The 19633-nt window shown below is 42.0% G+C and carries 19 protein-coding genes; 9 read left to right on the top strand and 10 right to left on the bottom strand.

What is annotated here, in order from left to right; genetic code table 11:
* Positions 1 to 97: 97 nt before the first annotated feature.
* From V7201_RS09750 to V7201_RS09740, 3 genes are all read right to left on the bottom strand, one after another.
* On the bottom strand, positions 98 to 1174 hold the full coding sequence (locus V7201_RS09750) for a Gfo/Idh/MocA family protein (protein ID WP_335376569.1): 1077 nt from the start codon (positions 1172 to 1174) through the stop codon (positions 98 to 100).
* 156 nt (positions 1175 to 1330) lie between these two features.
* The gene (locus V7201_RS09745) at positions 1331 to 2107 is read right to left on the bottom strand and encodes a TraR/DksA C4-type zinc finger protein (RefSeq protein ID WP_335376568.1); all 777 of its coding nucleotides are present in this window, start codon (positions 2105 to 2107) and stop codon (positions 1331 to 1333) included.
* A gap of 115 nt (positions 2108 to 2222) precedes the next feature.
* Positions 2223 to 3149 carry a 1,4-dihydroxy-2-naphthoate polyprenyltransferase gene (locus V7201_RS09740; protein WP_335376567.1) on the bottom strand — a complete coding sequence of 309 codons (927 nt, stop codon included), beginning with the start codon at positions 3147 to 3149 and terminating at the stop codon, positions 2223 to 2225.
* Positions 3150 to 3794: 645 nt separating this feature from the next.
* On the opposite strand from V7201_RS09740, the gene V7201_RS09735 reads away from it, so the two are divergent.
* The 7 genes from V7201_RS09735 to hmpA all read left to right on the top strand — a co-directional run bounded on the left by V7201_RS09735 (position 3795) and on the right by hmpA (position 12714).
* Positions 3795 to 5201 (top strand): isochorismate synthase, encoded by a 1407-nt coding sequence (locus V7201_RS09735; protein WP_335376566.1) that lies wholly within the window; start codon positions 3795 to 3797, stop codon positions 5199 to 5201.
* Positions 5198 to 6949, top strand: a complete 1752-nt coding sequence (gene menD, locus V7201_RS09730) for a 2-succinyl-5-enolpyruvyl-6-hydroxy-3-cyclohexene-1-carboxylic-acid synthase (protein WP_335376565.1) — start codon at positions 5198 to 5200, stop codon at positions 6947 to 6949. The genes V7201_RS09735 and menD overlap by 4 nt, the downstream gene beginning before the upstream one ends.
* Entirely contained in the window at positions 6946 to 7755 is an 810-nt protein-coding gene (gene menH, locus V7201_RS09725; RefSeq protein WP_335376564.1) for a 2-succinyl-6-hydroxy-2,4-cyclohexadiene-1-carboxylate synthase, read from the top strand. Before menD ends, menH begins: the two co-directional genes overlap by 4 nt.
* Positions 7756 to 7771: 16 nt before the next feature.
* Positions 7772 to 8590 carry a 1,4-dihydroxy-2-naphthoyl-CoA synthase gene (gene menB / locus V7201_RS09720; RefSeq protein WP_335376563.1) on the top strand — a complete coding sequence of 273 codons (819 nt, stop codon included), beginning with the start codon at positions 7772 to 7774 and terminating at the stop codon, positions 8588 to 8590.
* Positions 8591 to 8741: 151 nt separating this feature from the next.
* Complete coding sequence (locus V7201_RS09715) at positions 8742 to 10223, top strand: o-succinylbenzoate--CoA ligase (protein ID WP_335376562.1); 1482 nt, start codon at positions 8742 to 8744, stop codon at positions 10221 to 10223.
* Positions 10220 to 11326, top strand: a complete 1107-nt coding sequence (gene menC, locus V7201_RS09710) for an o-succinylbenzoate synthase (RefSeq protein WP_335376561.1) — start codon at positions 10220 to 10222, stop codon at positions 11324 to 11326. Before V7201_RS09715 ends, menC begins: the two co-directional genes overlap by 4 nt.
* Positions 11327 to 11499: 173 nt before the next feature.
* Positions 11500 to 12714, top strand: a complete 1215-nt coding sequence (hmpA, locus tag V7201_RS09705) for an NO-inducible flavohemoprotein (protein WP_335376560.1) — start codon at positions 11500 to 11502, stop codon at positions 12712 to 12714.
* A gap of 60 nt (positions 12715 to 12774) precedes the next feature.
* On the opposite strand, the gene V7201_RS09700 is transcribed toward hmpA, so the two are convergent.
* The 4 genes from V7201_RS09700 to V7201_RS09685 form a co-directional block, all read right to left on the bottom strand.
* On the bottom strand, positions 12775 to 12930 hold the full coding sequence (locus tag V7201_RS09700) for a DUF1540 domain-containing protein (protein ID WP_207500930.1): 156 nt from the start codon (positions 12928 to 12930) through the stop codon (positions 12775 to 12777).
* 84 nt (positions 12931 to 13014) lie between these two features.
* Positions 13015 to 14064: a cytochrome d ubiquinol oxidase subunit II gene (locus V7201_RS09695; protein ID WP_335376559.1), complete on the bottom strand. Its 1050-nt coding sequence runs from the start codon at positions 14062 to 14064 to the stop codon at positions 13015 to 13017.
* 15 nt (positions 14065 to 14079) lie between these two features.
* Positions 14080 to 15441, bottom strand: a complete 1362-nt coding sequence (locus V7201_RS09690) for a cytochrome ubiquinol oxidase subunit I (RefSeq protein ID WP_335376558.1) — start codon at positions 15439 to 15441, stop codon at positions 14080 to 14082.
* A gap of 118 nt (positions 15442 to 15559) precedes the next feature.
* Positions 15560 to 16537 (bottom strand): metal ABC transporter solute-binding protein, Zn/Mn family, encoded by a 978-nt coding sequence (locus V7201_RS09685; protein WP_438825040.1) that lies wholly within the window; start codon positions 16535 to 16537, stop codon positions 15560 to 15562.
* A 226-nt stretch (positions 16538 to 16763) separates the two neighbouring features.
* Between V7201_RS09685 and V7201_RS09680 the strand changes: the two genes are divergently transcribed.
* The gene (locus V7201_RS09680) at positions 16764 to 17327 is read left to right on the top strand and encodes a beta-class carbonic anhydrase (protein ID WP_335376556.1); all 564 of its coding nucleotides are present in this window, start codon (positions 16764 to 16766) and stop codon (positions 17325 to 17327) included.
* Here the strand turns inward: V7201_RS09680 and yidD are convergent.
* Both yidD and ytzI read right to left on the bottom strand, forming a co-directional pair.
* Positions 17308 to 17562, bottom strand: coding sequence for a membrane protein insertion efficiency factor YidD (gene yidD / locus V7201_RS09675; RefSeq protein WP_335376555.1), 255 nt, complete (start codon positions 17560 to 17562; stop codon positions 17308 to 17310). The two genes, V7201_RS09680 and yidD, sit on opposite strands and share 20 nt — an antisense overlap.
* Before the next feature lie 75 nt (positions 17563 to 17637).
* Positions 17638 to 17820 carry a YtzI protein gene (ytzI, locus tag V7201_RS09670; protein WP_335376554.1) on the bottom strand — a complete coding sequence of 61 codons (183 nt, stop codon included), beginning with the start codon at positions 17818 to 17820 and terminating at the stop codon, positions 17638 to 17640.
* Positions 17821 to 17947: 127 nt separating this feature from the next.
* On the opposite strand from ytzI, the gene V7201_RS09665 reads away from it, so the two are divergent.
* Positions 17948 to 18388 carry a Dps family protein gene (locus V7201_RS09665; protein WP_335376553.1) on the top strand — a complete coding sequence of 147 codons (441 nt, stop codon included), beginning with the start codon at positions 17948 to 17950 and terminating at the stop codon, positions 18386 to 18388.
* Positions 18389 to 19209: 821 nt separating this feature from the next.
* Here the strand turns inward: V7201_RS09665 and V7201_RS09660 are convergent.
* Positions 19210 to 19467: a DUF6154 family protein gene (locus V7201_RS09660; RefSeq protein ID WP_207500925.1), complete on the bottom strand. Its 258-nt coding sequence runs from the start codon at positions 19465 to 19467 to the stop codon at positions 19210 to 19212.
* Positions 19468 to 19633: the final 166 nt, after the last annotated feature.

The following is a 19633-nucleotide window of genomic DNA, read 5'->3' as shown; positions in this document are numbered from 1 at the left end:
GAATTAGTTTCCCAATGAAATTAAAGACTAAATACCATAAAGAAAGTGACGAGTGTATTAGCACACGTCACTTTCTTAATTTATGAATCCATTACATTTACTTGACTTCTGCTTTTCTTCCTTCGCGCGCAGATTTCCTGATAGCATCTAATACCTTTTGAGTGGAAGATCCATCTTCAAAATCGGCAAGATAGGGGTGTTTTTTTCCGGAAACCAGGGTTGCATGGAGTGCATCTAAAGCTCTTTGGAATCCATTATAGTATCTTGCTGCGATTTGGGGCATGCTTGGAGGTGCTTCTAGATCAGGTACTAATTCAACTTCTTCAAAAAGGGAATTTCCAGCGGATATCAGAACCTTTTTATCGTCCAGCATAACAAGTGTACCTTCCGTACCAAATATTTCAAGTCGCCATGTGTTTTCAGTTTGAAGTGCCGCAGAAATTAGCTCGGCCGTTACAGAGGTCCCATTTTCCAGAGTGCCAATGATCTGGAATGCATCATCAGCTGTCCTCTGTTCTTTAATTCCGTTATGATCGGTCTGTACAGGAATATGGATTGGCAACTGGCCATACACTTCTTTAAATTTACTGTTCAGCCACCATTGAAGAGAATCGATCATATGGGAGCCAAGTGCACCAAGCATACCTCCGCCACTTTCTTCCTGTCCCAGCCAGCCGCGGGGTTTTGAAATAAGGGCAGTATAATTAGCGAAGGAGCACAGGTAGCGGACATGCAATACCTTCCCTAGTCTGCCACTTTCTAAAATTTCTTTTACCTTTGTTCGTGCCGGCAGAAAGCGGAATTCATGGTTGATAAGCCCCCATTTTCCTGCATAATCTCTTGCTGCAATCATCTCATTTGATTCTTTTGTATCCAAAGCCATTGGCTTTTCACAAACTACATTAAAGCCTTTTTTGTAAGCAGCAACTGCCATTTCTTTATGTAAATTTACTGCAGAAGCAACAACTACTAAATCTAGAGTTTCTTGTTCGAGCATCTGCTGCCAGTCAGTATATACTTTATCTATTCCACTGACATTCCGTGCCTCTTCGATATTGCCCCTTGATACACTTGAAATTGCCACAACATGAAATCCCTCATGGTGATTCATCATTGGGGCATGAACCTTGGCACCAAAACCTGTCCCAATTATACCTACTTTAAATTTATCCAAAATTACCAGCTCCCTGTCCGTGATTATAGATTAATATTAAATCCTACAGGGGATAATTGTAAATTTTTTAGGCTGTTATTGTTTATTTAGGGAAAATCAGATCAAAAAGGCTCAGGTTATAAACCTGAGCCTTTTGTGCCGTATGGCTATACTAAATTATTTTGATCGGTTTTTATCTTCATCTTTTCTATCTTCTAAATAGCTATCTTCCTCTTTATAAGGGATATCCCCAAGCTGTGATTCCATGCCGGCGTCATCAAGCATATCTTCGTATTCTTCCTCTGTTTCACTTTGGAAGACCTGTCGATCGCTGCCATCCATATCTGTGGCGCTGAATGACTCATAATCTTCAGTGAAACCTCCTTCTTTCTCGTTATCAATGTACAGTTTATTATAGTCCGTATGATCGCCTGTAAAATCTGCCGGGGTTTCAGAAGTACCGAATTCCGCAACATCCTTAAAACTGTTTCGGTTATCGGTCATTTCTTCATTTTGCCTGCGGTCGAAGTCTGTGTTGTGAGTTTGTTCGAGAACATCCTCTTCGGAAGGCCTGTCAGTGGACAAGTTTTGTTCCTGTGAATGCTCTACGCAGTATAGAGTATATGGCACAGCTTCAAGTCGTTCAAACGGAATTTCTTTTCCGCATTCTGCACATTTGCCATATGTTCCGCCCTCAATAGCTTTCAGGGCGTTGTCGATTTTTTCTATTTGGGCTTCATGATGCTCATCCATTGCAAAGTTCTTGGTGCGTTCAAATAATTCTGTTCCACTGTCAGCCGGATGGTTATCGTAGGAGGATAATTCACCTGTTGCTTCGCGCTGGCTCCCATCCAGATATCCTTCCTCGCTATTAGCTTCGATTTGGGTATTCAACATTTCTTTTTCATCTATAAGTGTTTGCTTTAATTCGTTAAGCTGTTCATTTGTCAGCATATTTACACATCCTTAGGTTTCATTAGTATGATATGAATCATACATACTAAATACCCGCCTGGACTTTTAAGAAACATAGAAAAAGCTTCCGCCAAAGGCAGAAGCTTCTCATGTCTTATATTAATCCCATGAAAATTCCGATAGACAACAGGAATCCGAAAATTGTGTTGGTCTGTGCAGTTGCTGCCATTGCCGGCATCATTTGCAATGGATTTGATTTGCCAATGAAACCTTTTGTAGCCTTAATTGCCTTGGGAATACTGAGGGCAACCAGTGCAAGCCATGGTGAAACAACTCCGGTAATAATCAGCCCGATCACCCAGCCATAAGAAATGATGAACATTCCCGCAAGCAATCTGATTGCTCCTTTTCGTCCAAGTAGGATTGCCAATGTCTTGCGGCCAAATTCCTTGTCACCATCAAGGTCACGGATATTATTTGCCAGGAGGATCGCTCCAACCAGCAGGAAGCTTGGCACTGAGACGAGTACACTCGTTTCTGTTATCGTACCTGTCTGAATGTAAAACGAAATCAGAATGATCAGGACGCCCATGAAAAAGCCTGCGACAAGCTCTCCAAATGGAGTATAAGCAATTGGAAGCGGACCGCCAGTGTAGAGGTATCCAGCAGCAAGGGAGATAACCCCGACAGCAGCAACCCACCAGCTGCTGTTCATGCAGATATATACACCAAGAAGGACAGAGATTCCGTAAAGGCTGAAAGCCAGGTTTAGAACTGTTTTCGGCTTAATGCCGTGACGGACAATCGCTCCGCCAATCCCTATTGAATTCTCGTTATCAAGACCGCGAACATAATCATAATATTCATTGAACATATTGGTCGCGGCCTGGATCAGCAAGCTCGCAATCAGCATTGCAAGAAACAATCCCCAATGGATTCCGTTTGTTTCTATAGCTAAAGCAGTGCCCAGCAGGACAGGGGCAAATGCAGCTGTAAGTGTATGGGGCCGTGTAAGCTGCCACCAGACTCTCCAATCAGATCCAGTCAATGGTGAAGAACTAGGCTGTAGCTGTGGTTGCATATCTAATTCTCTCCCTTAATATCAATATATCAAACCTAATTATTTTATCTAAATGAGCCAAATTTGTCAAAAAGATGTTTAACATCTAGGCAAAATTGCCTTACAATAATAAGTGTAGATTTTCACATAAGCACTGTCAATTAGTATTTTCGTGTTTTATATGGAAGATTTTGTTGGTTGTATTGTTTTGTTGGTTTTTATTTTTAAGGCTCTGTTAAAGCTGATTTTGATTTCTAAACCCTGTTGATTGTAGTGGAAGGCGCGTATACTCCTGCGGGCGCAGCTGGTCAGATGAGACCCCGCAGGAGCAAAGCGACGAGGAGGCTCAGCGCCAGCCCCGCGGAAAGCGAAGCGCCTGGAACGAAAATCAACAGCCCTGTATAATAGAGCTAATATCTTGGATAATTAGTCGGTATATATGAAAAGTTAATGATAATATGAAAGAAAAGATACCCCAACGATCAGGAGCACGAAAACAGCAAGCTTTGTGGGAAACACCTTTTGAAAAAGGTGTTAATATATAATAAGGAAAACACTAGTTTTGTGCAGTTTGCTATAATTGACATAGTTATTTATGAGGTGTATCTTAAAATAAGCTTTTAAACGTGTGATAACAGATGAGAGGCTGTTATTGGGGGGATTTTTTTGGTTGCCATTCGAGAAACAGAACTAAGACAGGGAATTCTTGATGCGATTGAGCGGGCCAAAGGACTATCTCAGTCTATACTGGTCAGCGAAGTCCATAAAATAGAAAATATAGATCCATTTTATTTTTTTGCTTCAGGAAAGGACAAATTTTTAGGAGAACGCTTTTTCTGGAAGGACCCAGAAGGTGATTTCGTCATTGCTGGCTTGGGAATATGCGCGCAAATACAGTCGGATCAGGATGCTGACCGCTTTTTTCATGTTGAAAAAGAGTGGAAGCGCTTCACAGAAAACGCTCTTGTCTATAATAGTTATAAGGTAAATGGCACAGGACCATCGTTGTTTGGCGGTTTTTCTTTCGATCCGCTGAAAGAGAAGACTGCTTTGTGGTCCAAGTTTTCAGCTGCTCTTTTCCATTTGCCGAAATATATGCTGACCATCTTCAAAGGTGAGGCCTACTTTACAACCAATTTAGTCTGCACTCAGCATGATGATTTATCTTTATTTGAGAAAGTCATGAAAGAGCGTCAGGAAGTCCTTTCTCTGTCAAACCATAAGCCTGTACTGGCCCAACTTGAGATGAAAGAAATTGTTGAGATGAATCCGGAAGCGTGGAAAGAAACGATTACTGAAGTTGTTCATGATTTTAGTGACAGCGAGCTGAAAAAAGTGGTGCTTGCAAGGGAGCTGCGTCTTCATTTTACTGATACCATCCAGGCAGAAAGCGTCCTGAAGAATTTGCTTGATGAGCAAAGAGAAAGCTTTACTTTCGCCTTTGAATCAAATGGTGACTGCTTTATCGGGGCTTCCCCAGAAAGACTGGTAAAGAAGGACGGGTCAAGCCTGTTTTCAGCGTGCCTTGCAGGATCGATCGGCAGAGGCACTACTCCAGATGAAGATAAGAAATTGGGCGATGAGCTTCTAAATGACCAAAAGAATCTAATCGAACATCAATATGTTGTCGATATGATAAAGGCAGCTATGCAGGAAACATGTGATGAGGTCATTCTCCCGGATCAGCCTGAATTGATGAAAATGAAATATATTCAGCATTTGTATACACCTGTAATCGGGAAAAACCGTGAAGGTACTTCTATACTGCATTTGGTGAATAGACTGCATCCTACGCCTGCTCTTGGCGGACTGCCTAAACAGGCTGCAGTGGATAAGATCAGAGAAGTGGAACAGCTCGATCGCGGTCTCTATGCCGCTCCGCTAGGCTGGCTTGATTATCGCGGCAATGGGGAATTCGCCGTTGCGATTCGATCCGGACTAATACAGGGCAATGAAGCGTCATTGTTTGCGGGCTGCGGAATTGTAGCGGATTCTAATGCTGAAAGTGAATATAAAGAGACTAGCATCAAGTTCCGTCCGATGCTTGCAGCACTTGGAGGAAAAAAATCATGAGCCACCAGGAAGGTTTAACAGCATATATCGCGGCGTTCGTAGCGGAGTTGTCAAAAACAGGAGTGAAGGATGTTGTCATCAGTCCAGGATCGAGATCGACTCCAATGGCATTGGTGATGTCTGAGCATCCTGATTTGCGAATCCATGTGCATGTGGATGAACGTTCGGCTTCATTCTTTGCCCTTGGGATTGCTAAAGCGACAAGCAGGCCTGTGGCGCTTCTATGCACTTCAGGTACAGCGGCAGCCAATTATTATCCCGCTGTGATCGAAGCGAGCATTTCTCGCGTTCCATTAATCGTTTTGACTGCAGACCGCCCCCATGAACTTCGGGATGTTGGCGCACCCCAGGCGATAGATCAGATTCACCTATATGGAAAGAATGTAAAATGGTACGTTGAAATGGCGCCGCCGGAAAAAACAGATGAAATGATCCGTTATGCACGCACTGTATGTGCAAGGGCTGCAGCAATAGCTTCAGGTTATCCAGCAGGGCCAGTCCACTTGAACTTCCCGTTCAGAGAACCGCTAATTCCAAAAATGGATGAGGGATTATTTGAATTGGCTGAACGATCTGGAGGATATGTTGACATACATACAGGACATTTGAGCCTCTCGGATGAGGTCTTTGGCAAAATCAGTGAGGATTTCTCAGCCTATCGCAAGGGAATCATTGTTTGCGGCCAAATCGACAGCAAAGAGTTTGCCGAGGAAGTGATTGCCCTGGCTGACCAGCTGAAGTTCCCGATTGTAGCGGATCCTCTATCACAACTGCGGAGTGGGAAGCATGACAGCAGCTATATAATCGATGCCTATGATGCATTTTTGAGGATTGAGGATGCGAAGGAAGCATTGAAACCTGATTTGATCATCCGCTTTGGAGCGATGCCGATTTCAAAAGCATTGACCATTTTCATAATAGAAAACCGAGATGCCCGCCAATTTGTAATTGATGGCGGGGCAGGCTGGCGCGAGCCATCGATGTCAGCGTCTGACATGCTATATTGCGACGAAGTGGTATTTTGCAAGAAGGTGCGCAGTTCTATTGATTCTGTAAACAATTCAGGATACCTAGAGACATGGCGTACAGCAAATAACATTGCCAAAGAACAATTGTCTGTCGTTTCAGAGGTGGAAGAAATGAGTGAAGGGAAACTATTCTATCAGCTTGCTGAGATGCTTCCGGAAGGCTCAACGCTGTTTGTCGGCAATAGTATGCCAATCCGTGACCTTGATTCATTTTTCTTTTTCAATAACAAGAACATCAAGGTGATGGCAAATAGAGGAGCAAATGGAATCGATGGAATTGTTTCAACAGCACTGGGAGTGGCAAGCGTTTCGCAGCCATGCTATCTTGTGCTTGGAGACCTTACATTTTACCATGATCTGAATGGATTAATGGCAGCTAAAATGTATAACCTTAACATCAATATTTTATTGATTAATAATAATGGCGGCGGAATCTTTTCATTCCTTCCTCAGGCAAATGAGCCAAAGCATTTTGAAAGGCTTTTTGGCACACCGCTGGATCTTGATTTCAGCCATGTTGTCGAAATGTATAAAGGGAAATTCGATGTAATAAAGGACTGGGATCATTTTGAAGAGGTTTTCATTCAAAATCAAAAAATAAGTGGTTTGAAAGTGATGGAAATCCAGACAATGAGGGATAGAAACCTGACAGAACATCGAGATTTGTGGAAATCTGTTTCCCGGGAAATAACATTAGTGCAAAAAGGTGACAAACAATGATAACCATGATAAACGGCGTCCGATATAATGTCGAGAAGTGCGGAGATGGTTTTCCACTGCTGTTGCTCCATGGTTTTACAGGTGCGGCTTCTACATGGAAGCCGTTTTGTCCTATATGGGAAAAACATTCTCTTCTTGTTATGGTGGATTTGATTGGACATGGACAAACAGATTCCCCTGATATGGCAGACCGATATAATATCGTGAATGCGGCAAATGATCTGAAAGTTCTTTTAGACATGATGGGAATTGAGAAAACAGATTTACTTGGGTATTCAATGGGTGGGCGAGTGGCCATCACCTTTGCCAGTCTCTATCCTGATAAGGTAAGGAAACTGGTGCTGGAAAGTACGACTCCAGGATTAAAAAGGGAATCAGAAAAGAAAACCAGAATTCAACAGGACCATAATCTTGCATCAAAGATTGAAGAGGCTGGGTTGAAAACGTTCATTGAATATTGGGAGTCGATTCCCCTTTTTCAATCACAATTGAATTTGCCTGCCAAAGTCAGGGAACAAATAAGGAGTCAAAGGCTCCAAAATAACCCGGTTGGCCTTGCAAACAGCCTGAGGGGGATGGGGACCGGGGCGCAGCCTTCATGGTGGGACAAGCTGGCGGGCTTTGATTTTGAAACATTACTGGTAACCGGTACATTGGATACAAAGTTCTGTGACATTGCAGAAGAAATGGTTTCAAAGCTTCCAAATGCTTATCATTTGTCGATAAAAGATTGCGGACATGCAATTCATGTGGAAGAACCGAAAAAATTTGGTACAATAGTAAATGAGTTTTTGTCGAATACATAAATAGGAGGTTTTCTTAATGACAGTAGAATGGGTTTCAGAACGCAAGTATGAAGATATTCTTTATGAAACTTATAATGGGATCGCTAGAATCACCATTAATCGCCCAGAAGTGCGCAATGCATTCCGACCAAAGACGGTAATGGAATTGATTGACGCTTTTGCTTATGCACGTGACGATTCCAGCGTTGGAGTTATTGTTCTAACAGGTGCTGGAGATGATGCATTCTGTTCAGGCGGAGACCAGAGGGTTCGCGGACATGGTGGATATGTTGGTGAAGACCAGATTCCTCGTTTGAATGTCCTTGACCTTCAGCGTTTGATCCGTGTAATCCCTAAGCCGGTTATCGCTCAGGTAAAAGGCTATGCAATCGGTGGCGGCCATGTCCTTCACGTAGTCTGTGATTTGACAATTGCGGCTGACAACGCTATTTTCGGCCAGACTGGCCCTAAAGTAGGCAGCTTCGATGCTGGATACGGTTCTGGCTACTTAGCAAGAATCGTTGGCCATAAAAAGGCACGCGAAATCTGGTTCCTATGCCGCCAGTACAATGCTCAGGAAGCACTTGATATGGGTCTTGTCAATACGGTTGTGCCTCTTGACCAGGTTGAAGAGGAAACACTCAAGTGGTGTGAAGAAATCCTTGAAAAGAGCCCTACAGCACTTCGCTTCTTAAAAGCAGCAATGAATGCAGATACGGATGGACTTGCTGGGCTTCAGCAAATGGCGGGAGATGCAACATTGCTTTATTACACAACGGATGAAGCAAAAGAAGGCCGCGATGCTTTCAAGGAAAAGCGTAAGCCAGACTTTGGCCAGTTCCCAAGGTTCCCTTGATCCTTTGTCTATTTTAAATGCAGTAAAAAACAGCTTGATGGATATCCATCAGGCTGTTTTCGTATAAATGCAAATGTGTTAGATGTATGATCCATCGTCATGCAAATAGGATTATGTAAGGTATATGTAAAATCAAAGAGGTGGTTACAAAATGGGAGCATCGATGCCAAACTGGCTGAAAAAAAGGTCAGAGTTGACTCCGAATCGTGAAGCGTTAATTTTTGAAGGACATACATATTCGTTTAAAGAAGTCTTTGAAAAGGCGAAGGATATAACCGGAAGGCTTAATGCTCTTGGCTTTGCTACTGACTCTACAGCAGCTGTTCTTTTTTCTAATCAGGCAGATTCAGCAATCATTTTGTATGCTTTGCAAATGGCTGGAGTACGCACGGTTATTCTTAACAATCGCCTTACAGCCGAGGAATTATCATGGCAGCTGAATGACTCTTCAGCAGATTTGCTCATTTATGAAGAGGGTTTTAGGAATAAAGCTGCTTCTATTAATATTCATTTCCACTCAATCAGTACAGAAGAACTTCATAAGGTCGATAGCGCTGAGCCGGTCATCCTCGAGGAATTTGACATGCAGGATGTCACAACGATTATGTATACGTCGGGAACAACGGGTAATCCAAAAGGCGTCATGCAGACTTACGGAAATCATTGGTGGAGTGCAACAGCATCAGCACTAAATCTTGGCTTGCATGAACAGGATAAATGGCTGTGTACTGTGCCAATCTTTCATATCAGCGGCTATTCTATTTTAATGAGAAGCCAGATTTATGGTATGCCAGTGGTTCTGCACAACACTTTTAATGAACGGAAGGCAATAGAAGATATTCGCAGTGAAAGAATTACAGTGATGTCGGTCGTCAGTACTATGCTTAGGAGAATCCTGAATGAGCTGGGCGGGGAGAAACTGCCGAGAAGTTTCAGGTGCATGCTGCTTGGCGGCGGTCCAGCGCCACTTCCGATGCTCGAGAACTGTCTCGAAAAGCAAATTCCAGTATTTCAAACTTACGGGATGACTGAAACATCATCACAGTTCGCAACGCTGTCACCAGAATACAGCATTGAACGGTTAGGTTCAGCAGGGAAAGCATTATTTCCTAACCAGATTAAGATTGTTGACGTGGATGGGATTGAAGTTCCTTCTCGAGCTGAAGGAGAAATCATTGTCAAAGGGCCGAATGTTACGATTGGCTATCTGAACAGAGTGGACGAAACAGCAGACAAAATTCGTGATCACTGGTTACACACAGGGGATATAGGCTATTTAGACAATGATGGTTTCCTGTATGTCCTTGATCGGCGTTCTGATTTGATTATTTCTGGCGGAGAGAATATATACCCTGCTGAGATTGAAGGTGTACTGCTTTCTCATCAAGGCGTTGCGGATGCCGGTGTGATCGGAGCAGAGGATGAACAATGGGGACAGGTTCCGGTTGCGTTTATTGTTCAGAAGGATGGAGTTGATGACTTAGAGGAAGAATTACTCGAGCTTTGCGGGCAAAAGCTTGCAAAGTACAAGCTTCCGAAAAAAATCTTACTTGTCGACAGCCTGCCCAGAAATGCTGCAAAAAAATTGTTAAGGCGAAAGCTGCGGGAATGGCTTGAATTGGGGCGTCCATGAATATTAAGTCAATCAAATTATCTTTGATAAAAATGCCATTAAAGCAGCCATTTACAACCCACTTAGGTACAGTAACCGAAAGGGAAGCAATTATTGTTGAAGTGGAGGGAAAAGATGGCGTCAGCGGTTTCGGTGAAGGAGTTGCCTTTTCCTCACCCTGGTACACAGAAGAAACTGTTCAGACATCCTGGCATGTACTTAAGGATTTTATCATTCCACTACTCAAGGAGAAAGGAATAGTCCACCCTGATGAAGCCCTTGCTATGTTCAGTTCAATCAGAAGAAACCAAATGGCAAAAGCGGCGATTGAAACAGCCTTGTGGGACATGCAGGCGAAGCGGGAGGGTAAGCCGTTATCGAAACTGCTGGGAGGGACGGTCGACACCATTCCTTCTGGCGTTGTCGTAGGGAATCCTAATTTGCCAGCTGCGATCTCTCAGATAGAAAGCTATCTAGAAAAAGGTTATACTCGTGTGAAAGTGAAAATCAGCCCGGAAAATGACATTCAGTTTATCGCAGGGATTCGAAAAAAGTTTCCGGATTTGCTATTGTTGGCTGATGCGAACTCCGCCTATACATTAGAAGATGCCGAGCGCCTTAAGGCTCTGGATGAATATGGCCTGCTGATGATTGAGCAGCCACTGGACTATGATGATATTGTTGATCATGCCAAGCTCCAGTCTCAAATTTCGACGCCAATTTGCCTTGATGAAAGCATCCTAACCTTTAATGATGCAAGAAAAGCAGTCGAGCTAGGAAGCTGTAAAGTCATTAATATAAAAATTGGCCGGGTAGGCGGCTTAGGGGAAGCAAAGAGGATCCATGATTTTTGTGCAGACAAGGGTATTCCTGTCTGGGCAGGTGGAATGATCGAATTCGGAATATCCAGAGCCCATAATCTCGCTCTAGCTTCAATGCCAGGGTTCACCATTCCAGGTGACATTTCCGGTTCTGACCGCTATTGGGAAAAAGATATTATCGATCCTGAAATTAAAGTCCAAGGTGGTTCCATTACATTGCCGGATCGTCCAGGAATCGGTTTTGAACTTAACAGGAAGCGTCTGAAGGAAGTAACGATTTTTGAGGAAAAAATTATATTTTAGGATAACAGCACTGGTTTTTTCGTGCTGTTTTTTTATTTAAAATTAGCCCGAATTAACTATTTTGCGATAGTGTGATTTGCATCACTTACTCGCTATGTGTAATTTTATATAATCACTATGGGAATGAGGTTAACGCCTCTGCAAAATAGATAAGACATAAGGGAGTGTAAAGAATGCTAAACGCTAAAACAATTGAAATCATAAAATCTACAGTACCTGTACTAGAAGTTCATGGTGAACAAATCACAACTGTTTTTTACAAAACAATGTTCGAAAACCATCCAGAACTTCTTAATATTTTTAACCATGCTAATCAAAAGCAAGGCAGACAGCAAAGGGCATTGGCTGGGACTGTTTATGCCGCTGCAAAATATATCGATAACCTGGAAGCGATCCTTCCGGTTGTGAACCAAATCGCACATAAGCACCGCAGCCTTGGAATCAAACCAGAGCATTATCCGATTGTAGGAAAGCATTTGCTCCTTGCAATTAAAGAAGTGCTTGGAGAGGCAGCAACGGATGAAATTATCAATGCATGGGCAGAAGCATATGGTGTGATTGCAGACGCCTTTATTTCAGTGGAAGCAGAAATGTATGATGCAGCTGCGAACCAAAAAGGCGGCTGGGATGGTTTCCGTCCTTTCATTGTCGATAATAAAATTGAGGAAAGTGAAGTCATCACTTCATTTTACTTAAAGCCAGTTGATGGAAGAGCCATCGCTGATTTTAAGCCTGGCCAGTATATCAGCATCAAGCTTGAGGCAGAAGGGGAAGAGTTTACACATATCCGCCAGTACAGCCTGTCTGATGCACCAGGAAAAGGCTACTACCGTATCAGCGTAAAAAAAGAAGCGGGTATGCAAACTCCAGACGGCAAAGTTTCCAATTATCTTCACAGTAATGTAGAGGAAGGCGAAATTCTTCATATTAGTGCTCCAGCAGGCGACTTCTTCCTGGATAGTGAGAAAAAGTCACCAGTTGTGCTGCTTAGCGGAGGGGTTGGCTTGACTCCAATGGTCAGCATGCTGAACACTCTGGCAGATCTTCAGCCAGAAAGAGAAGTCACTTTCGTCCATGCTGCCGCAAACGGAAAAGTACATGCCTTAAAGGATGAAGTAGCAGCAACAGCTGAAAAAGCAAAAGTAAATTCATTCGTATTCTATGATGCGCCGACAGAAGAAGACCGCCAGAACAACAGTTTTGACGCACAAGGATATGTAACGAAAGAATGGCTCCAGGAAAATGTAAATCTTGAACAAGCAGATTTTTATTTCTGCGGACCTGTCCCATTCATGAAATCGATTAACGCATCCTTAAAAGAGCTTGGAGTTACTGAAGATCGAATTCACTTCGAATTCTTTGGACCAATGGCAAGCCTTGAAGCATAAAAAAGAGATAAAACACCCCTGTAATAAGGGGTGTTTTTCATGTTCTTTTTGATATTTTAGCTATTCTAACGGCTCAAATGTATGGCAGTCGGTTTCCCTGGTGCTGTCCGCCGTTTCGCCTGTATGGCTGACAACGTATATTTGATCAGCACTGCAGCGGTTGCCGTGCTTCCAATATTGACAGTTATTTACCTCACATAAAACATCCTTCGCCATGATGTACCACTCCTTTTTTGGTTGATACACCATTAGCATGCAATTTTCACAGCATAGCTATTCTAGCTAAAAAAAGGCAGAGAATCAGGACTGTTCTTTTACTTTTTTTTGTCTTAAATATCGCTTGTCCTGCATGAAAAGGCTCCAGAAGTAAACGAACCCTGGGAAAAGTATCAGGAAGCCTACTATATATGTCGTAAACACGGCCCGAAAGGAATTCGGGTCTGTGAACGCTGACTGGATGGTAACCTCAGGATATACGATGTAGGGAAGATGTGCTTTTCCATAAACATAGCTCGCTGCAAGATACTGAAGTGTAATCATGATGACCGCAACTCTTGGCATGCCGCGCAGCTTTTTTTTGCCTATGGATGGTACGACAAGTGCCAATCCGCCGATGATGAACATTATAACTGAAGCAACCAAGATAGTAAGGTCTTCCATCATTTTTGTATAAATCCACTGTGCTTCATTTCTTAAAGTGAGCATGATTGAAAATGCCATCACGAGTGAGATGGGCCCAAGAATTAACGCATCCCTCCGATATACGTAATAGGCAGCAATTTCATCGGATGCTTTAGAATAATCCGCAAGCAGGAGGGAGGAAAGGAACAAGGTGCTGCTGACAGCAAAACCGATAAAGGCATATTCATTTGGGCTGCTGAACAGCCTGACCAGATTCAGGTTCTGGAAACCATCAGCAAAATCTACGAACCCGCCATGAGTGATTGGCAAAACGCTTATAAGTAAACCGGGTATAAGGATGCCGCATATTCCTGAAATATACGTGAGCACTTTGCGATAATCTTCCGCAATGTTTGAGAACACAAGAAAAGCACTTCTGACAGACAGCAGCAGCAAAATCATGCTCCCAGGAATCAACAGCACAGTACCGAGCGTGTAAGCTGCCTTTGGAAACATACTATACACAGCGACAACGAGAGCAACGATGAAAGTATTGGTTACTTCCCATGTTGGAGATAGATAACGGTTGGCGATATTCGTGGCCTTTGTCTTCGTTTTATTAATATAAACCATCGACCAGAAACCTGCACCGAAATCCATCGTTGCCATCACGGCATAAATAAAAACAAATCCCCATAAGACGGTTATGGCAGTAAGAGCATCAGTCACATCTTTTCAACCCTTTCACGTGTTTGACCCATACAGAGGAATCTCTTTTTGGTGCGCTCTGTTAAGATCATCCGCGACTGTATTTTTACGGAAATAGTAGCGAAGGACGATAATTTCCATAACACCAAGCAATACATACACTGCGGCAAACAGCACAAATAGGATGCCGAGATTTGTCGCTGTTGTTGCTGAATCCTCAGTCGTTAAGACATGGTAAATATTCCACGGCTGTCTTCCGGTACAGGCAAAAATCCAGCCAAATTCGATTCCGAGTATGGCAAGCGGACCTGATAATACAAAAAGCCACATTAAAAAGCGAGGGAATTTCTCCTTTTTCAATAGCTTGTTCCAGGCAAACGCAATCATGGAGAGAGTGATCAGCAGCATACCAACTCCGACCATTGCGTTAAATAAAGTATGTATGAAGAGCGGCGGCCAATGTTCTTCCGGGAAGTCATTCAGCCCTTTCACTTCGGTTTCAAATGAATTTCCTGCAAGGAAGCTTAGGGCCCATGGAATCTCAATTCCCCATTTTACGGATTCCGTCTCCCTGTCTGTGATTCCGCCAATTGCCAAGGGAGCGTATTTTTGCGTTTCAAAAAGTCCTTCTGCTCCCGCGAGCTTTTCAGGCTGGTATTCATGCAGGTATTGAGCAGCCGCGTGGCCGTTAACGGCTGTCAGGATAGAAAAGACACCACCAATCATCAAACTTGCCATCAATGCTTTATGATGAAACTTGTACAGCTTCGAACCAAAATCTGCTTTCAGCATCTTATAGGCTGCAACGGTGGCAATGATAAAGGCTCCTGTCGTATAAGCTGTAAAAACGACATGAACAGCGGTTACTCCAAAGCTTGGATTAAAGAATGCAGCCCATGGGTCAATGTCAACTAATTCACCGTTTTCGATCCTGAATCCAGCAGGAGTTCCCTGGAACGCGTGGACGTTTGTAATGAGCACTGCAGAAGCAAGGGCCCCGAGTGCTACAAGTGAAAGGCTGACAATCCGCATCCACGGAGCAATTCGATCCGCAGCATAAACATAAATAGACATAAATAATGCTTCAACAAAAAAAGCATAAATTTCAATTTGGAATGGCAACGCCATAACTCTCCCAATGACCTCCATAAAACCTGGCCATAGAAGCGAAAGCTGGACTCCGGCGATTGTACCAGTAGGAATGCCCACTCCAAGAGTGACAGCGAAAGCCTTCGTCCATCTTTTAGCCATTACCGCATAATCAACATCTTTCGTTCTTTGGTATAAAAGCTCAGCTGCTAGAATCATCAACGGCAGTCCAACACCTATGGTTGCATTAATGATATGGAAACCCATCGTAGTTCCAAACAGTGAGCGAGCGATTAATATATCATCCATCGTTCATCTTCCTTTCGCATTTATGCATTTCACTATTTTCTTCATTTCTCGGAAAAATATGTAATCAATACCATTTAAGACAACAAAAAAACCTCCCAAAAAGGGAGGCTTTCACAAATTATTCATTTAATGCCTTCTTTAATGTGGCAATATTGTCTTCCATCAAGGTAAAATACGTATCCTTGTTTTTTATGTTTTCATCTGTCAGTACAGCGAGGTTATGAAGAGTCATCGATTTAGCGCCTAGTTCCTCCTGTACCATCTTTGCCAGTTTTGATTCAAAGTTTTGTTCCTTTAAAACATATTTTATTTTTTCGTCTTTAGCGTGAGCTATTAATTTTTGAAGTTCTTTTTGAGACGGTTCATTCGTCGTTGATTGGCCCGAGATGCTGATTTGATCAATGCCATAACGTTTCTCCCAATAGCTGTATGCGGAGTGAGCTACGATGATTTCTTTACGTTTTGCTGATTCAGTAACCTCGGCAAATTGCTGGTCAAGTGCTTTAAGTCTGCCAGATAGTTCTGAGTAATTCTTTTCAAAAGTCTCTTTATGTTCTGGCATTTGTTCGGCCAATTGATTTTTAATAACTAAAGCCAGTTCATTTGCGTAAATTGGATCAAGCCAGACATGCGGATCGACATCGCCATGTCCGTGACCATCTTGGCTGCCCTCTTCGTGGCTGCCATGGTCTTCAGCAGCAGCTTTATCTTTGTGTCCGTCTTCCTCCAAATGTAATTCTTCGGCAACCGGCACTAGTTTTACATCTTCATTCTCCAAACTATTGCCGGCTTTATCAACAAACCCCTCAAGACCAAGTCCCACGTATAAAAATAAATCTGCATCAGCAAGTGCCATCATATCTTTTTGCGAAGGTTCAAAGGTATGCTCATCAGATCCAGGCGGATAAATGGTTTCAACATTGACATATTCACCGCCAATTTGTTCTGCAAAATATTGAAGCGGGTAAACAGTTGTATAAACCTGCAGCAGATTTTCATTTTTCTTTTTTGTATCCGCAGACTCTTTTCCGCAGCCGCCTAAAAAAGTGCCGATGATAATAAGTATGGAAAAAATTAAAGCAGTTCTTTTCATTATAGAAGCCCCCTGATTATTAAAACGGACTCATTACGATTTAGAAACGAATTTTTTAGCAATATTAGTTTACAAATTCAAGTATGAATTTATTAATTCGTAATGGTTACGATTTATCCTTTGTATCTTACAAAATGTTTGAAGTAAATGCAAGTAAAAAATTTGGGATAGAGGACGGTTTGCGGTATCCTATAAATATGAGAATATTTTTTAAAAAGGAGTAGTCATAATGAAAATGCTTGAAGAAATTCTAACGTTTAATGAAAAATTCGTAGCAGAAAAGAAATATGAAGAGTTTACCACCACAAAATTCCCTAATAAAAAAATGGTGATTTTAACATGTATGGACACTAGGTTAGTTGAACTTTTGCCTAGAGCTTTAAATCTCAAGAATGGCGACGTGAAAATCGTCAAGAATGCCGGTGCGCTGATCATGCATCCATTTGGCAGTATCATGAGGAGCCTGCTGGTGGCTGTTTACCAGCTTAAAGCTGAAGAGGTAGCCATCATTGGTCATTACGACTGCGGAATGAGCGGGATGAAGCCGGATGTGGTCATTGATGAAATGAAAAAACGTGGGGTTTCAGAAGAAACATTCGGAACGTTAAATTATTCAGGAATAGATGTAACCGAGTGGCTTCATGGCTTTGACAATGTGAAAGACAGTGTTTCACACAGTGTTGAAATCGTCAAAAACCATCCATTAATGCCGAAAGACGTACCAGTCCATGGATTGGTAATCGATCCGGCTACAGGCAGGCTCGATCAGGTCATCAATGGTTATGAGGCTTAATTTTCTTCTTTGACGGCCATTCATCCGGGACTGGATCCATTCCTCCTGGATGGAAGGGCTGGCACTTCAGAATGCGGACAATCGTAAGCCATCCGCCTTTTATAGGACCGAATCTCTTAATCGCCTCGAGGCCGTAATGGGAACAGGTAGGATAGAAGCGGCAAGTTGGCGGTTTTAATGGTGAAATGACAACCTGATAAAATCGAATGATACCAATCATGGCTTTTTTTAGCATAGTTATGCTCCTTTCTTATCGAGAAACATATCATATTTTCTGCCGACAGTCTAAAAGGAGCTGATATCAGCTCCTTTAATTATTTTGACCTTCAGTTTCATCTGCTGGCGGTTTGGCTGTATCTTGGCTGCGGTTGCTTTGATCTTGTTCGACAGGGTCGACGGTATGTTTGAATTGATAGGCTTTAGATGTAGTCACAACGCTTAACACCAAAACGATGATGACAATGATGACTGCGATAATTAAAACTGTATACATAAAAATGCCTCCTTTACTTCAAAATTATTGTAGCATGTTCTTTTCTGCCATAGGAAAAAAGTTGCGGGTTCTATGTTTTTAATTGTGGCGGCAGGGGAATATACAAGCATGAGGAGGATGAACTATTATGGCAAAAAAAGATGTTATTCAAGCAGTTAATCAGCAGGTAGCAAACTGGACTGTCCTGTACACTAAAATTCACAACTATCATTGGTATGTGAAAGGACGTCACTTCTTTACGCTGCATGTGAAATTTGAAGAGTTATATAATGAAGCAGGCATGATCATAGATGAGTTTGCTGAAAGAATTCTTGCTCTTGAAGGAAAGCCTGTGGCAACTCTTAAAGAATGTCTGGAAATGTCTACAATCAATGAAGCAAAAGGGAATGAAAAGGAAGAAGACATGGTCAGCCAACTGCATGACGATTTCTCCAAACTAGTGGACGAACTTCAGCAGGGCATCGAAGTTGCTGAGCAGGAAGAGGACGCAGCTACAGCGGACATGCTGACTGAGGTTAAAAAGAGCCTGCGTAAGCATATGTGGATGTTCAAGGCTTATCTTGGATAAAAATAAAACTGGCGATTTGGCCTAACGGGTTCTTTTACTTGTTATAAAAATCCAATATGTATATTAAAATGACCATCAATCTGTATGTGAATTTGATGGTCATTTTTTAATGATATAACGCAAATAATGATAAAAATAGGCTTGAAAATGTGTTCCAATTTGTATCTCCAAATGTAAGATTGCAGAGATTTCTGTTACCTCATAAATCGGACTGCAAAATGCTGTGTTTTTTATTTGCTAAAATACGTTTTTCTTTGGCTCTGTAATGATTCATTGATGATTTTCGTATAGGTATGAGAATGAATAAGCGGAGAATTTCCGGCTAATGTATATTGAGGAGGCTTAACAATCAAAGATAAGCGGAGGAATTCCGGTTAACTGCTCTAAATAAGCTGAAACCCAAAGGCTTGAGTCATATAAGCGAAAAAACTCCGCTTATTCTTAAGGAAATATGGGTGTTTCCCAATTTAAACGGAATTTTTCCGGTTATTTTTCTAACACCGTTCAGTTTTATAACAATACTTTGGTCATAAAACGCATTATACATTAGGTGGCCATTTGTAATATTCTTACATAACAAAAAGCCCTGCATTTTGCAGGACAAAGTATATAACAAATTTAAGCGGATTTTTAAATGTATTTTTATAAAAAATGGCTGGTATCCGAACTCGATACTTTTGGCCAGTTTTTTATGTGTTTTGAAGAGTTCCAAAGCCCATATTTAATTTTAAGCCGAAAGTAAACACTTAGAGAATGTTAAAAGAGCAAAAAAAAACCGGCTGGGAGCCGGCTGTTTATGTATAGTCTATTACAAAATAAGGTCAATGTATATTGCGTGAGGGATATGAGTTGACTGAACGAGCCCCGAAATCATCCTGAGCAAACTTTCCTTTTAAGCTCTCGATTAAATAAAGGCCCATCAAATCATAAAGCTCCTGCTTATCGAGGTCCTGTATAATTTTTAACAAGTCTTCGCGGCTCATTTCCTCGAGAAAGGCAAAAGCCAGCATATCAATATCCTCTTCATCACCGGTCAATTTGTTGCGATATAGCTCGTATAGCTCATCAATAAGTTTCAATTCATTTCACCTCTCATTCTTTCGTCCAAACCATTTGTATCTTATATTTATTAAATACCCTCAATAGGAAAAAATATGCCTTGAAATTGAAGTATTTTCCTGAGGATCCACCCTGCATCTATCTCTGTATTTGGTTTTCATTTTAACATAATACCAGCTTGAAAAG

Origin of the sequence: Bacillus sp. JJ1122 (assembly GCF_036964885.1) — a bacterium.
Lineage (GTDB): Bacteria > Bacillota > Bacilli > Bacillales > Cytobacillaceae > Mesobacillus.
The sequence above is the reverse complement of the archived record's forward strand: the minus strand, read 5'-3'. Positions and strand labels throughout refer to the sequence as shown.

Bases quoted from the DNA above. Each gene is read 5' to 3' on its own strand.
- ytzI (WP_335376554.1), bottom strand. From the start codon at position 17,820: ATGTATACAGTTTTAATTATCGCAGTCATCATTGTCATCATCGTTTTG.
- menD (WP_335376565.1), top strand. From the start codon at position 5,198: ATGAGCCACCAGGAAGGTTTAACAGCATATATCGCGGCGTTCGTAGCG.
- hmpA (WP_335376560.1), top strand. From the start codon at position 11,500: ATGCTAAACGCTAAAACAATTGAAATCATAAAATCTACAGTACCTGTA.
- V7201_RS09700 (WP_207500930.1), bottom strand. From the start codon at position 12,930: ATGGCGAAGGATGTTTTATGTGAGGTAAATAACTGTCAATATTGGAAG.
- yidD (WP_335376555.1), bottom strand. From the start codon at position 17,562: ATGCTAAAAAAAGCCATGATTGGTATCATTCGATTTTATCAGGTTGTC.
- V7201_RS09665 (WP_335376553.1), top strand. From the start codon at position 17,948: ATGGCAAAAAAAGATGTTATTCAAGCAGTTAATCAGCAGGTAGCAAAC.
- V7201_RS09715 (WP_335376562.1), top strand. From the start codon at position 8,742: ATGGGAGCATCGATGCCAAACTGGCTGAAAAAAAGGTCAGAGTTGACT.
- V7201_RS09690 (WP_335376558.1), bottom strand. From the start codon at position 15,441: ATGGATGATATATTAATCGCTCGCTCACTGTTTGGAACTACGATGGGT.
- menC (WP_335376561.1), top strand. From the start codon at position 10,220: ATGAATATTAAGTCAATCAAATTATCTTTGATAAAAATGCCATTAAAG.
- menB (WP_335376563.1), top strand. From the start codon at position 7,772: ATGACAGTAGAATGGGTTTCAGAACGCAAGTATGAAGATATTCTTTAT.
- V7201_RS09740 (WP_335376567.1), bottom strand. From the start codon at position 3,149: ATGCAACCACAGCTACAGCCTAGTTCTTCACCATTGACTGGATCTGAT.
- menH (WP_335376564.1), top strand. From the start codon at position 6,946: ATGATAACCATGATAAACGGCGTCCGATATAATGTCGAGAAGTGCGGA.
- V7201_RS09680 (WP_335376556.1), top strand. From the start codon at position 16,764: ATGAAAATGCTTGAAGAAATTCTAACGTTTAATGAAAAATTCGTAGCA.
- V7201_RS09745 (WP_335376568.1), bottom strand. From the start codon at position 2,107: ATGCTGACAAATGAACAGCTTAACGAATTAAAGCAAACACTTATAGAT.